Origin of the sequence: Ruegeria lacuscaerulensis (genome assembly GCF_013034685.1) — a bacterium.
GTDB classification, from domain to species: Bacteria; Pseudomonadota; Alphaproteobacteria; order Rhodobacterales; family Rhodobacteraceae; genus Ruegeria; species Ruegeria lacuscaerulensis_B.
Map to the genome: position 1 here is coordinate 62,370 of NZ_WQGO01000006.1, position 13,262 is coordinate 75,631.

14 protein-coding genes and 1 riboswitch are annotated in these 13,262 nt (G+C 58.6%); of the genes, 5 read left to right on the plus strand and 9 right to left on the minus strand.

Features of this window, described 5'->3' with window-relative positions:
• From GOV80_RS15555 to dnaK, 8 genes are all read right to left on the minus strand, one after another.
• On the minus strand, positions 1-966 hold the full coding sequence (locus GOV80_RS15555; RefSeq protein WP_170786113.1) for a HesA/MoeB/ThiF family protein: 966 nt from the start codon (positions 964-966) through the stop codon (positions 1-3).
• Entirely contained in the window at positions 963-1,559 is a 597-nt protein-coding gene (locus GOV80_RS15560; protein ID WP_170786115.1) for a thiamine phosphate synthase, read from the minus strand. The genes GOV80_RS15555 and GOV80_RS15560 overlap by 4 nt, the downstream gene beginning before the upstream one ends.
• Positions 1,556-2,320, minus strand: coding sequence for a thiazole synthase (locus GOV80_RS15565; protein WP_170786117.1), 765 nt, complete (start codon positions 2,318-2,320; stop codon positions 1,556-1,558). The genes GOV80_RS15560 and GOV80_RS15565 overlap by 4 nt, the downstream gene beginning before the upstream one ends.
• Positions 2,321-2,322: 2 nt before the next feature.
• Positions 2,323-2,517, minus strand: coding sequence for a sulfur carrier protein ThiS (gene thiS, locus GOV80_RS15570; protein ID WP_170786119.1), 195 nt, complete (start codon positions 2,515-2,517; stop codon positions 2,323-2,325).
• A complete protein-coding gene (locus GOV80_RS15575) occupies positions 2,501-3,478 on the minus strand; it encodes an FAD-dependent oxidoreductase (RefSeq protein ID WP_170786121.1) in 978 nt (325 codons plus the stop codon). The genes thiS and GOV80_RS15575 overlap by 17 nt, the downstream gene beginning before the upstream one ends.
• Positions 3,475-4,278, minus strand: a complete 804-nt coding sequence (thiD, locus tag GOV80_RS15580; RefSeq protein ID WP_170786123.1) for a bifunctional hydroxymethylpyrimidine kinase/phosphomethylpyrimidine kinase — start codon at positions 4,276-4,278, stop codon at positions 3,475-3,477. The genes GOV80_RS15575 and thiD overlap by 4 nt, the downstream gene beginning before the upstream one ends.
• Positions 4,279-4,322: 44 nt before the next feature.
• Positions 4,323-4,429: riboswitch (TPP riboswitch) on the minus strand.
• Positions 4,430-4,600: 171 nt separating this feature from the next.
• On the minus strand, positions 4,601-5,749 hold the full coding sequence (dnaJ, locus tag GOV80_RS15585; protein ID WP_170786125.1) for a molecular chaperone DnaJ: 1,149 nt from the start codon (positions 5,747-5,749) through the stop codon (positions 4,601-4,603).
• 74 nt (positions 5,750-5,823) lie between these two features.
• Positions 5,824-7,731, minus strand: coding sequence for a molecular chaperone DnaK (gene dnaK, locus GOV80_RS15590; protein WP_170786127.1), 1,908 nt, complete (start codon positions 7,729-7,731; stop codon positions 5,824-5,826).
• Between the two features lie 213 nt (positions 7,732-7,944).
• Here dnaK and GOV80_RS15595 point away from each other — a divergent pair, with 213 nt between their 5' ends.
• Entirely contained in the window at positions 7,945-8,547 is a 603-nt protein-coding gene (locus tag GOV80_RS15595; RefSeq protein ID WP_170786129.1) for an alpha-ketoglutarate-dependent dioxygenase AlkB family protein, read from the plus strand.
• Here GOV80_RS15595 and GOV80_RS15600 read toward each other — a convergent pair.
• Entirely contained in the window at positions 8,544-9,371 is an 828-nt protein-coding gene (locus GOV80_RS15600; protein WP_170786131.1) for an ABC transporter permease, read from the minus strand. The genes GOV80_RS15595 and GOV80_RS15600 overlap by 4 nt on opposite strands.
• Positions 9,372-9,493: 122 nt before the next feature.
• Here GOV80_RS15600 and cysQ point away from each other — a divergent pair, with 122 nt between their 5' ends.
• The 4 genes from cysQ to GOV80_RS15620 are packed head-to-tail and all read left to right on the plus strand — an operon-like array spanning position 9,494 to position 13,203.
• Positions 9,494-10,291 carry a 3'(2'),5'-bisphosphate nucleotidase CysQ gene (gene cysQ / locus GOV80_RS15605; RefSeq protein WP_170786133.1) on the plus strand — a complete coding sequence of 266 codons (798 nt, stop codon included), beginning with the start codon at positions 9,494-9,496 and terminating at the stop codon, positions 10,289-10,291.
• Positions 10,291-11,091, plus strand: a complete 801-nt coding sequence (locus GOV80_RS15610) for a 3-deoxy-manno-octulosonate cytidylyltransferase (protein WP_170786135.1) — start codon at positions 10,291-10,293, stop codon at positions 11,089-11,091. Before cysQ ends, GOV80_RS15610 begins: the two co-directional genes overlap by 1 nt.
• A gap of 56 nt (positions 11,092-11,147) precedes the next feature.
• Entirely contained in the window at positions 11,148-12,131 is a 984-nt protein-coding gene (gene galE, locus GOV80_RS15615; protein ID WP_170786137.1) for a UDP-glucose 4-epimerase GalE, read from the plus strand.
• A gap of 7 nt (positions 12,132-12,138) precedes the next feature.
• Positions 12,139-13,203: a glycosyltransferase family 2 protein gene (locus GOV80_RS15620; RefSeq protein WP_336510169.1), complete on the plus strand. Its 1,065-nt coding sequence runs from the start codon at positions 12,139-12,141 to the stop codon at positions 13,201-13,203.
• The last annotated feature ends 59 nt before the right edge of the window (positions 13,204-13,262 follow it).

Genomic DNA, 13,262 nt, shown 5'->3' on the forward strand with positions numbered 1-13,262 from the left:
TTACGAGGTCGAGGCCGCGACGAGGACAATCTCCCCCGGCCAATTCGGTTGAATCTGTTCGGCAGCGCGCCATGCCCGCAGACCGGTCGCACAGCACAGGGCCAGTCTTTTGCCTTTATTAGTGTCTATTTTATGCAGACCGTCAGGCGAAACACGCTGCGCATTCGGGTGCGCTGGGGTCAAGGCTTCGGCCTCATCGCGCAGCTCTATAATCTGGTCGTCCGCGCTGAGTTGACTTGCCGAGATAAACCGAAAACAGCTATTGGGTTCGGGCGCGGTGTCGAACCGGAAGGTGCTGGTGCGCAGGGTGCCGGCGTCGTATTGAACCATCTGCCCCAAAGGCGAGGGCGCAATCCCAAGGATCAGGTTCAGCGCCATCTGCGCCTGCATCGCGCCAATTGTTCCAACGACCGGACCCAGTACACCCGCTGTGGCGCAGCTCGCTCCGCTATCGGGCGCGTCAGGGAACACCGCGCGCAGCGAGGGCGCCCCTCCGCAGAACCCACCAACATAGCCCGACAGCCCCAGCACCGAGGCGCTGATCAACGGTTTCCCCTGCGCTAAACAAGTATCGGACAGAATATAGCTGGCCGCATAGCTGTCAGCACAATCCAGGATCACATCCGCCTGCGCGGCCATATTGGGCGCATTTGCACTTGTTAAAGCATGTTCTAGCGCCTCAACTTCGATCTCATCGTTTAAGGCCCGACACCTCTCGGCGGCCACTTTGGCCTTGAGTCGTCCACAATCCGCCTGCGCGAACAGAGTCTGGCGATGCAGGTTGGACAGATCAACTGTATCCCTATCCATCACCGTGATCCGCCCTACCCCAGCCCCAGCCAACAATGGCAAGACCGGCGCAGCCAGCCCTCCGGCCCCCACAACCAGCACATGCGCCGAGGACAGACGCGCCTGCCCTTCTGCGCCTACCTCGGTCAGGATGGTTTGGCGGGCATAACGGCTCATCGGGTGGCCTCGATCCATTCGCGCACGCGCGCTTCGGGGTCAGTGTTCAGGGTGATATCTGTGACGACCGAGACGATATCAGCCCCCGCCTGCAGAACACCCGACGCGCGCTCGACGCTCATCCCGCCGATCCCGACCAGAGGGATATCGCCCACCCGCGCCTTCCATTCGGTGACGCGCGGCAGACCCTGCTGATGCCATTTCATCTTTTTCAGGATGGTCGGATAGACCGGCCCAAGCGCTACATAATCCGGGTCCATCGCCAGAACGCGTTCCAACTCGTCGTCATCATGGGTCGACACGCCCAGCTTCAGCCCAGCCTTGCGGATAGCTTTCAGATCGGCATCGTCCAGATCCTCCTGCCCCAGGTGAATCCAATTACATCCGGCCTCAATCGCGGCCTGCCAATAGTCGTTCACCACCAGAACCGCGCCATGCTGGCGGCACAGATCGCGTGACTGGGCAATCTGTTCACGCACCACCGCATCGGGCTGATCCTTGACGCGCAGCTGCACCAGTTTCACGCCCAGCGGCAACATCCGCCGCAGCCAGTCCGAGTGATCAAAGATCGGGTAAAAGCGGTCGAGGCTCATGACAGAAACGCCTTTCCGATCACGGGGGTCGAGGCCTCGGCCATATCGCGCGCCTCGATCGGGTCGGCTTGATGGGCCAGTTGCCCGGCCTCAATCGCCTGCATCATGGCCCGCGCCATCGCCGGCGGATCACCCGCGCGCGCCACGGCGGTGTTCAGCAGTACCGCGTCATAGCCCAGCTCCATCGCGCGCGAGGCGTGGCTGGGCAGGCCAATGCCCGCATCAATCACCAACGGCACATCCGGGAATTCTGCCCGCATCGCCCGCAACGCGTATTCGTTGTTCAGCCCGCGCCCCGACCCAATCGGCGCGCCCCAGGGCATCAGCACCTCACACCCTGCAGCCAGCAGACGTTCACCCACGATCAGATCGTCGGTGGTGTAGGGGAAGACCTGAAACCCTTCCTCGGTCAGGATGCGGGCAGCCTCGACCAGTTGGAACACATCCGGCTGCAGACTATCCGTGTGCCCGATCAGTTCCAGCTTGATCCATTTGGTGTCGAACACCTCACGCGCCATCTGCGCAGTAGTCACAGCCTCTTTGACCGTATGGCACCCGGCAGTGTTTGGCAGGATCAGCACGCCGAGGTCCTGGATCATCTGCCAAAAGGTCTGACCCGCCCCGGATTCGCGCCGCAGCGACACGGTGGCCACCCCGGCCCCGCTTTCCCGAAACGCCTGCTCCAGAATGGCCGGGCTTGGATATTGTGCTGTGCCCAGCATCAAGGGGTTGGGCAATTCGGTACTGTAGAACGTCTTCATCCTCAGCCCCCCTGCATCGGTGCGACGACCTCGACCCGGTCGCCATCCACCAATTTGTGCGAGATGCGCAGGCTTGATGGTACGAATTCCTCGTTCACCGCCGTTGCGACCCGGCCCGAGAATCCGCATTCAACCAACATTTCAGCCAGCGTCAGAGCCGTTATTTCTCGGGTCTCGCCATTAAGCACGATCTTCATCGACCATCTCCGAATGTTTGTTCTCAAGTGCCAGATCGGCCACACCCCGCGCCAAAGCCGGGGCCAGCAGATAGCCGTGGCGATACAGGCCGTTGGCGTAGATCGTGTGGCCCAAGCGCCGGATACGCGGCAGGTTGTCCGGGAAAGCAGGACGTAGATCGACACCAATCTCCAGAACCTCGGCCTCACCGAAGGCCGGGTTCAGTGCATAGGCTGCACTGAGCAACTCCAGCATGGAGCGCGCGGTGATCCGGCTGCTATCCTCGGATTCGATCATCGTTGCGCCCAACATGTAAACGCCATCACCACGCGGTACGATGTAGAGCGGCATCCGCGGATGCAACAGCCGCACTGGACGGGTCAGGTGGATATCCGGGCAGCGGATCACCAGCATCTCACCCTTCACGCCCCGCAGATCATGCAAAACCTCGCGCGCATGTAACCCCCGGCAGTCAATCGCATTTTCCAGACGGGGCGGGGCGAGTTTCCGGTGAAATTCCACTCCCTGACCCTGCAACTGCCGATAGAGGTCCAGCAACGCTTGTCGAGGGTCCAGATGCGCCTCATCCGCGAAGAACAAACCTTTGGAAAAGCCATGCAGATCAGGCTCTAATTCATGGATTTGGGTCTGATCAACATCTGCGAATGCCTGGGTCCTGCGCGCAAATCGCCGCAAATCCGGCAAATCGCGCGGATTGGCCACGACCAGAGTCCCGCGCCGCTGCACTTGTGTACGCGCAGTCCACCAGTCCAACGCGGTCTTTCCCAGTCGCAACACCGGCTCTTCGGCATTTTCATATTCGCACCATGGGGCCAGCATCCCGCCAGCCCACCACGAACACCCATGCGCACCGGGCGGGCCGCCGGGATCATAGACCTGCACCTTGGCGCCGCGCGACACCATCTCGCTGGCCACGGCCAATCCGGCAACACCGGCACCTATGACCGACCAGATCGTCACGCAGGCCAAACCTCATGAAAATGATGAACCGGGCCGTGACCCTGCCCAATATCCAATGCATCCGCCTTGGCAATCGCACCTTGCAAATAGCCATGAGCCTGCGCGACTGCGTCCGGGATCGTCAGACCCTTGGCCAATCCGGCCGCAATTGACGAGGACAAGGTGCACCCGGTACCGTGCGTGTTTCTGGTTTGGCGGCGCGGTGCGGTGAACTCGGCGATCAGCCCTGCCGGACCGACCAGAAGATCATGGCAGATCTCGCCTTGCCCATGCCCCCCTTTCATCAGAACAGTTTGCGCCCCATACCCACATAGGGCGCGACCTTGTTCAACCATCTCATTGGGGCTTTGTGCATCAGAAGACACCAGCAAACATGCAGCCTCGGGCAAATTCGGAGTCAAGACCGAGGCGCGAGGCACCAACACATCCCGAAGAGTTTGGACAGCATCCTCGGCAAGCAAAGCGTCGCCGGATTTGGCGATCATCACAGGGTCTAACACAATAGGGCCGTCGAATTCAGCGATGCTGTCGGCCACAGTGTGGATAATGTCAGGCGTTGCGAGCATTCCGATCTTGATGGCACCCACGTCTAAATCCGTCAGAACCGCTTCGATCTGCGACGCAATCACATCCAGCGGGATGCCGTGAACCGCCGTAACCGCCGTGGTATTTTGCGCCGTCACTGCCGTTATCACACTGGCGCCGTATACGCCAAGCGCCGACATAGCCTTGAGGTCGGCTTGAATTCCAGCCCCACCGCCGCTGTCCGAACCGGCAATCGTCAATGCAATAGCGGCCATTTCGTTGCTCCAAATTCTGGGGCAAACGCGGCGTAGAAACCGTCCGTAGTTTGACGACCGTTCCCTCCGCCGGAATTGCCCGGATCAGGTTCGATGGGTTGATGCGAAAGCACCTCTCAGCCCCTTGTTCAGGGCACCCCAACGGTTGGCGCGGAACATCTCAGGCGCGCAAGAAATAATCAAGAGGATTCTGCGAGGCTCTGCCTCGCGCTCCGGGATATTTATGGCCAGATGAAGAGCGGATCCCACTTCATCTGGCTAAAAGTATCCCGGGGGAGTCGCCCGAAACGGGCGGCTGGGGCAGAGCCCCCTTTTCGACTTTTCAGCCCTTCATTCCATCCCAGAAAGACTTGACGGATGAGAAAAAGCTTTTGGATTCTGGGTGGTTATCTTCTCCTAAGTCGTCGAACTCTTTCAACAGTTCTTTCTGACGGCTTGTCAGGTTCACTGGCGTTTCCACTGCAAGTTCAATAAACATGTCGCCTACACCGCCGCCGCGCAAAGCGGGCATACCCTTACCGCGCAAGCGCATCTGACGACCTGACTGGCTGCCCGCCGGGATTTGCACGCGACCGCGGCCACCGTCGATGGTGGGAACTTCGATCGAACCGCCCAACGCTGCTTTGGCCATGCTGACTGGCACGCGGCAATAGAGGTTTACGCTGTCTCGTTCGAACAGTTTATGGTCCGACACTTCGACGAAGATGTACAGATCACCCGGAGGGCCGCCGCGCATTCCAGCCTCACCCTCGCCCGCTAGGCGAATGCGCGTACCGGTTTCGACACCGGCCGGAATATTGACCGACAGAGCGCGTTCTTTTTCCACGCGACCCGCACCGCCACAGGATTTACAGGGGTTCTTGATGATCTGACCCAGCCCCGAACAGGTCGGACAGGTGCGTTCCACCGTGAAAAAGCCCTGCTGCGCACGGACCTTACCCATGCCCGAACAAGTGGGGCAGGTCGTGGGTTCTACACCACCTTCCGCACCCGAGCCATCACAGGCCGAGCAGGCCACAGCGGCAGGCACATTGATGGTTTTTTGCAGACCCGAGAACGCCTCTTCCAGCGTCACGCGCAAGTTATAGCGCAGGTCCGAGCCACGCGCGGCGCGACGTCCACCGCCTCCGCCACGTTGGCCGCCCATGAAATCGCCGAACAGATCGTCGAACACGTCCGAGAAGGCGCTGGAAAAATCGCCCTGACCGAAGCCACCACCAGGACGGCCGCCACCGCCCATGCCATTTTCAAACGCGGCGTGGCCAAAGCGATCATAGGCCGCTTTTTTCTCGGCATCGCGCAGCACGTCATAAGCCTCATTTGCTTCTTTGAACTGCGCTTCGGCATCCGGGTTGTCTTTGTTGCGGTCCGGATGCAATTCCTTGGCTTTCTTGCGAAAACCCTTTTTGATCTCATCCGCCGATGCGCCCTTGGCTACGCCGAGCACATCGTAATAGTCGCGTTTTGACATCAGTATGTCCTTCTGCCTCAACGTAAATAGGCCGGCCCGGAAAACGGACCGGCCCGCATTGGCCCGGTGAGCCGTTAGTTACGTTTGTCGTCGTCCAGATCTTCGAACTCGGCGTCGACAATGTCATCATCGCCCGGCGCTGCATCGGCTGCGGCCGGTTCTTCTTCGCCTTCCTCGGACTGCGCCTTGTAGATGGCTTCGCCCAACTTCATCGCGGCTTCGGTGACGTTCTGAATGCCCGACTTGATCTTGTCGGCGTTTTCAGTTTCCAGCTCGTCCTTCAGCGCGGCAATCGCCAGTTCGATCGCTTCGATAGTGGTCGGGTCGACCTTGTCGGAATGCTCTTCCATCGACTTTTCGGTCGAGTGGATGAGGCTTTCCGCTTGGTTCTTGGCGTCGACCAGCTCGCGGCGTTCCTTGTCGGCCTCGGCGTTTTCCTCGGCGTCCTTGACCATCTTTTCGATATCCGCGTCGGACAGACCGCCCGAGGCTTGGATGGTGATCTTCTGCTCTTTGCCGGTGCCTTTGTCCTTGGCCGAAACCGAGACAATGCCGTTGGCATCGATGTCAAAAGTCACCTCGATCTGAGGCATACCGCGCGGCGCGGGCGGGATATCTTCGAGGTTGAACTGACCCAGGATCTTGTTGTCCGCAGCCATTTCGCGTTCCCCCTGGAACACGCGGATAGTTACGGCGTTCTGGTTGTCCTCGGCGGTCGAGAAGACCTGAGACTTTTTGGTCGGAATGGTCGTGTTGCGATCGATCAGACGGGTGAACACGCCACCCAGCGTTTCAATACCCAGCGACAGCGGTGTCACGTCCAGCAGAACCACGTCTTTGACGTCACCCTGCAGAACACCGGCTTGGATAGCGGCGCCCATAGCAACCACTTCGTCCGGGTTCACGCCTTTGTGCGGCTCTTTACCGAAGAATTTGGTGACCTCTTCGATCACTTTCGGCATCCGGGTCATACCACCGACCAGAACAACCTCATCTACGTCGCCTGCCGACAGACCTGCGTCTTTCAGAGCGGCTGCACAGGGCTTCATCGACTTCTTGATCAGATCGCCAACCAGCGATTCCAGCTTGGCACGGGTCAGCTTCATGACCATGTGCAGCGGCTGACCGTTGGCACCCATCGAGATGAAAGGCTGGTTGATTTCGGTCTGCGAGGTCGAGGACAGCTCGATCTTGGCTTTTTCGGCGGCTTCTTTCAGACGCTGCAGAGCCATCTTGTCCTGAGACAGATCGACACCGTGTTCCTTTTTGAACTCATCCGCCAAGTAGTTGACGATGCGCATGTCAAAGTCTTCACCACCCAGGAAGGTGTCACCGTTGGTCGATTTAACCTCGAACAGGCCGTCGTCGATTTCCAGAATGGTCACGTCGAAGGTACCACCACCAAGGTCATAAACCGCGATGGTTTGCGTTTCTTCCTTGTCCAGACCATAGGCCAGAGCAGCCGCTGTCGGTTCGTTGATGATCCGCAGCACTTCCAGACCGGCGATTTTGCCGGCGTCTTTGGTGGCCTGACGCTGAGCATCGTTGAAGTATGCCGGAACAGTGATAACCGCTTGCGTGACTTCCTCACCCAGATAGCTTTCTGCGGTTTCCTTCATCTTGCCCAGAGTGAAGGCCGAGATCTGGCTTGGGGAGTACTTTTCGCCGCGAGCTTCAACCCACGCGTCGCCGTTGCCACCGTTCACGATAGCATACGGCACCATTTTCTTATCTTTTTCGACTTCGGCATCATCCACACGACGACCGATCAGGCGCTTGACGCCAAAGATCGTGTTGTCGGGGTTGGTGACCGCCTGACGTTTTGCAGGCTGACCGACCAGTCGCTCATCTTCGGTGAAGGCGACGATCGAGGGCGTGGTCCGCGCCCCTTCGGCGTTTTCGATGACCTTCGGCTGCGAGCCGTCCATGATAGCCACGCACGAGTTGGTGGTTCCGAGGTCAATCCCGATTACTTTACTCATATGTTCGATCCCTTTCTCTTCAAGGCGATGTCCCGAGGCCGGGACCCGTTATGGCATCCCTGCCTCGATCTCAATTGCGCAATGGCCCTACACCATCACGCGTCCCGGCGTATATAAGGGCGAGACCAAAAGCCTGCAAGCGGTGTAAATCGCAGGTTTTCGGGAATCTGGGGCCTTTTTTGCAACGTTTCGGCAAGGATTGAGGAATCTTCGATGACGCGGCTGCTTTTGCGCGATTTCGATATCAGAAAAGCCTATCTGGATGTGGCGGCGCAGACCGCGCTGATAGACCTGTTGCGCCCGATTCTGAAATCCGCACCCCTGTTCCGCCCGACGACGCCATCGGGCAAAGAGATGTCGGTCCGAATGACCTCGGCCGGGGCGCTGGGATGGGTGTCGGACCGGGCGGGGTACCGGTATCAGGATCACCATCCCAAGGGGGTGGCATGGCCCGTGATCCCCGATCCGATCCTTGAAATCTGGTACGCCCTCGCCAGCGTCGAGCGCGACCCAGATTGCTGCCTGATCAACTATTATGGCGAGGGCACCCGCATGGGACTGCATCAGGACAAGGATGAAGCTGACTTTTCCTGGCCAGTCCTGTCAATCTCGCTGGGCGATGATGCTTTGTTTCGCATCGGCAACACCACCCGTGGCGGCAAGACCGAGTCGATCTGGCTGAACTCGGGCGATGTGGTGATCATGGGCGGCCCCGCGCGCCTGACCTACCACGGGGTGGACCGTATCCGGTTCGGATCATCCAAACTGTTGCCCAAGGGTGGTCGGATCAATCTGACGTTGCGCGTGGCGACCTAGCTGCGCGCCCCCCAGCTTTTCGACACGTGCTGACGGGTGAAGAAAATGCCCAGCAAACCGATCAAAAGCAGGATAATGCCTACCCAAAGCGCGTATTCCCAGCTGGTCTGGCGCGGGAAATAGTTGCGAAACACGAACCCGCGGCATTGGTCAATGACGTGAAACAGCGGGTTCCAGATAAACATGGTCAAAGTGAACCCACCCAGACTGTTGGCCACAAACATCTTGCCAGAAAAGATCATATTGATCCGACGGTAGACGACGGACGAAATGGACACAAATGTCGGAAGCCAGGGCTTGAGCGCCATAAACAGGACGCCAACTGCGCTGCCGGTAAACCAGGCCAGCACAAGCATATAGAACGCGCCACCCGGATCCTGAATTTCAAGCGGTTCGATGGCAACGTGATACATGAACAGGATGACCAGGATCGAAACCAGTTGCGTGTAGAACGTCCCGAACGCCGCTGCCAGAAGCGACACCATCATGTTCATTGGCGAATGCAGCATCATTGGGTTGTTTCCGGTCGCAACCCCGGCCACGCCGCTTACGGATTTCACGTGCGTCAAGAAAAGAAACACCCCAGACAGCAAGAACAGGATCGAATTGCCGCGAATCTTGGACAAGCCGGTTACCCTTCCGACCAGCGTCATGATCAGATAGAACACCGTCACCAGTGCAAGAATCTGGACGATATTCATGATCACCGCCAGCACCGCGTTCGATCGTTGCGAACGAATGCTGCGCACCACCGAATGAAACACCAGTTCTGAGGTGGTGAAGGCACCACCCAAAAGCGTCCGGTTTCGCTTAAAGTAATACACCTGCGCGGTCTTTCCTGCTTTATTGCCAGCAATCTGGCACGAAATTCTTGCTGTTTCGTAACCGGGACATCATAAGGCCGTCAGGATTTTCAATCAACAAATCACAGGAACGGAGCCTTTTTGTGACCTACGACGCCCTCATCCCCGTCATTCGACGTTTGGCCCTGGAAGCCGGTGACAAGATCATGGAGATCTATAACTCGGATGATTTCGACGTGAAGGTCAAATCTGATGCCAGCCCTGTAACCGAAGCGGATGAGGCTGCGGACGTTCTGATCTCGGCCGGCCTGCGCGCAGTCTTCCCCGATATCCTGCTGGTGACCGAGGAACAGGCGGCCTCGCACACTGAGAAAAGCGACACATTCCTGATCGTGGACCCCCTGGATGGCACCAAAGAGTTCATCAACCGACGCGGGGATTTCACGGTGAACATTGCGCTGGTGGAAAATGGCGTACCGACGCGCGGGGTGGTTTACGCCCCGGCCAAGGGACGCATGTTTTATACCCAGCCCGATGGACAATCAGTTGAGGAAACCGGCGCTCTGGACAAGGATGTTGTGGGCAACGTGACGCCGATACTCGTCTCTAAACCAAACAATTCGGCGCTTTTGATCGTGGCCTCCAAGTCGCACCGCGATCAGGCAACTGAGGACTACATCAACAAGTATCAAGTGCGCGACAGCAAAAGCGCGGGTTCATCGCTCAAATTCTGTCTAGTCGCAACCGGTGAGGCCGATCTGTACCCTCGCGTTGGCCGCACAATGGAATGGGACACAGCCGCAGGTCACGCAGTTCTGGCCGGTGCCGGCGGCAAGGTGGTGCGCTTCGACAACCACGAACCGCTGACCTATGGCAAGGACGGCTATGCAAATCCGTTCTTCATCGCCTACGCTCCGGGTGTTGAGCTGAAGGAAGCCTGATGTCCGTTCTGATCGCCATTCCCGCCCGCTATGCCTCGTCCCGCTATCCGGGCAAACCGCTGGTGCCTCTGACCGGGGCAAGCGGCAAGGCGATGACGCTGATTGAACGGTCGTGGCGTGCGGCCTGTTCAGTGTCGGGCGTGGACAAGGTAGTTGTCGCCACCGATGACGACCGTATCCGCGAGGCGGCCGAAGGGTTTGGGGCCGAGGTGGTGATGACTTCAGGCACCTGCCAGAATGGCACCGAACGCTGCGCTGAAACCCATGCCAATCTGGGCGCGGGCTATGATATCGTGGTGAACCTTCAGGGCGACGCGCCACTGACACCGCATTGGTTTGTGGAAGACCTGATCGCGGGTCTGCGCGCCGCACCAGAGGCAGGTGTGGCCACGCCTGTTCTTCGCTGCGATGGCGATGCGCTCAACAGCCTGCTGAACGACCGCAAACATGGCCGGGTCGGCGGCACTACGGCGGTTTTTGCGTCCGATCACAGCGCCATGTATTTCTCGAAAGAGGTGGTGCCATTCACAGCGCAGACCTATGCGGGCACCGAGGATACCCCGGTGTTTCACCACGTAGGCGTCTATGCCTATCGCCCTGACGCGCTGGCCGCCTATCCCACATGGCCCGTGGGCCCGCTGGAACAGCTGGAAGGTCTGGAACAGCTGCGCTTCATGGAAAATGGTCGCAAAGTTCTGTGCGTCGAGGTCGAGGCCAAAGGTCGCCAGTTCTGGGAACTGAACAACCCCCAAGACGTGCCCAAGCTAGAGCAGATGATGGCCGAAATGGGCTTGGAATAAACTATGAGCCTTGATGCAGAACTGCATCCTTCCACAACGCGGGAAAAGACTGTCCGATGACGAATATTCTTGTAACCGGCGGCGCCGGATATATCGGGTCCCATGCCTGCAAAGCGTTGAAACTGGCCGGATACACGCCCGTCACCTATGACAACCTGATCACCGGCTGGCAGGATGCAGTGAAATTCGGCCCGTTCGAACAGGGCGACCTGCTGGACCGAGCCAGGCTGGATGAGGTCTTTGACAAATACAAACCCGCCGCCGTCATGCATTTCGCAGCCCTCAGCCAGGTGGGTGAAGCGATGTCGGAGCCCGGAAAATACTGGACCAATAACGTCACCGGCTCGCTCAATCTGATCGAAGCCACGGTCGCTGCGGGCTGCGAAAATTTCGTATTCTCATCGACCTGCGCGACCTATGGCGAGCACGACAATGTGGTTCTGGACGAAGATACGCCGCAATTGCCGCTGAACGCCTACGGGGCTTCGAAACGCGCGATCGAGGATATCCTGCGCGATTTTGATGCCGCGCATGTACTGAACCATGTGATCTTTCGCTATTTCAACGTAGCTGGCGCGGACCCCGACGGTGAAGTGGGCGAATTCCACCGTCCCGAGACTCATCTGATCCCCCTGATGCTGGACGCCATAGACGGCAAGCGCGACGGGTTGACCGTGTTCGGCACCGACTACGACACGCCCGACGGCACCTGCATCCGCGACTATGTACATGTCTGCGATCTGGTCGATGCGCATGTGCTGGGCCTGAACTGGCTGGAGCACGGCAAGGGCAGCCGCGTGTTCAATCTGGGCACCGGGACGGGTTTTTCAGTGATGGAGGTCATCGGCCATTCCAAAGCGGTCACCAACCGTGATGTGCCCTACTCCATCGGTCCGCGTCGGGCGGGGGATTGCACCAAGCTTGTATCCGGCTCGGTTCGCGCCGGGGCTGAACTGGGCTGGACGCCAAAAAGCTCAACGTTAGAGACGATGATTGCAGATGCATGGCGCTGGCATCAAAACGGGCATTACGAGAAATGAGGGCGCGGTGACCGCTGCCACCAACCCTCTCCCGCCGATCTCATGGGCGCAGAAATACCGGTTGCGCCTGAAACGTCGGCGGCTTTTGTGGCGTGCGTTCCGCAGCCGACATGACCTGACATGCCTGATAGACCGGACCAGCGACATTCGTCCCGGTGCCATTCTGGCCTTCACCACCCTGCGCAATGAACGCAATCGGTTGTCGTGGTTTTTCAACCATTACCGTGCGTTGGGCGTTGATCATTTTCTGGTCGTCGACAATGACAGCGACGATGGTTCAACCGAGTATCTCGAATGCCAACCCGACGTTTCGCTTTGGCAAACCACGGCCAGCTATCGTGCGTCACGTTTTGGTCTGGATTGGCTGACATGGTTGCAGATGCGATACGGTCACGGCCATTGGACCCTGATGGTCGATGCAGATGAGCTGTTAGTTTATCCCGACCACGACACCCATCCTTTGCCAGACCTCACCGGATGGCTGAACCGCACCGGGCGAAACGCATTTGGCGCATTGATGCTGGATCTCTACCCCGACACGTCACTGGGGACGCAGGACTATGACCCCAGCGCCGACCCAACCGAAGTTCTGAACTGGTTCGACACTGGGCCATATCGGATGCAGAGGCAGGCTCCGCTGGGGAACCTATGGGTTCAAGGGGGCGCGCGGGAACGGATGTTCTTTGCCGAAACGCCGCAAAAGTCACCCACATTGAACAAAATCCCGCTGATCCGCTGGTCGCGGCGCTATGCATATGTGAATTCGTGTCATTCCGCCCTGCCGCGCAGGCTGAACGCAGCCTATAACGGACCGGGCGACAACGCGCCCTCTGGGGTTTTGCTGCATACGAAATTCCTGCCCGAAGTGGTTGAGAAATCAGGTGTCGAAAAGACCCGCCGACAACATTTCCACGACCCCGATCAATTCAACACGTATTACGACGGCATTCTTAATCGCCCCACCATGTGGACGCCCAACTCGGCCCGTTACAAAGGCTGGAGACAGCTTCAGCAGCTTGGCCTGATGGGAAAAATTGAGTGGAAATCCGCCGCGCGGGCTAACGACTTGTAAATGCGTTGCTTTGATAGATGGAAAGATGGCATAACGCGGCAATGCTCCGGCACCACTCT

Coding starts and splice junctions, on each gene's coding strand:
- GOV80_RS15610 (WP_170786135.1), top strand. CDS start 10,291: ATGTCCGTTCTGATCGCCATTCCCGCCCGCTATGCCTCGTCCCGCTAT.
- thiS (WP_170786119.1), bottom strand. CDS start 2,517: ATGAAGATCGTGCTTAATGGCGAGACCCGAGAAATAACGGCTCTGACG.
- dnaK (WP_170786127.1), bottom strand. CDS start 7,731: ATGAGTAAAGTAATCGGGATTGACCTCGGAACCACCAACTCGTGCGTG.
- GOV80_RS15555 (WP_170786113.1), bottom strand. CDS start 966: ATGAGCCGTTATGCCCGCCAAACCATCCTGACCGAGGTAGGCGCAGAA.
- GOV80_RS15565 (WP_170786117.1), bottom strand. CDS start 2,320: ATGAAGACGTTCTACAGTACCGAATTGCCCAACCCCTTGATGCTGGGC.
- galE (WP_170786137.1), top strand. CDS start 11,148: ATGACGAATATTCTTGTAACCGGCGGCGCCGGATATATCGGGTCCCAT.
- GOV80_RS15560 (WP_170786115.1), bottom strand. CDS start 1,559: ATGAGCCTCGACCGCTTTTACCCGATCTTTGATCACTCGGACTGGCTG.
- GOV80_RS15595 (WP_170786129.1), top strand. CDS start 7,945: ATGACGCGGCTGCTTTTGCGCGATTTCGATATCAGAAAAGCCTATCTG.
- thiD (WP_170786123.1), bottom strand. CDS start 4,278: ATGGCCGCTATTGCATTGACGATTGCCGGTTCGGACAGCGGCGGTGGG.
- dnaJ (WP_170786125.1), bottom strand. CDS start 5,749: ATGTCAAAACGCGACTATTACGATGTGCTCGGCGTAGCCAAGGGCGCA.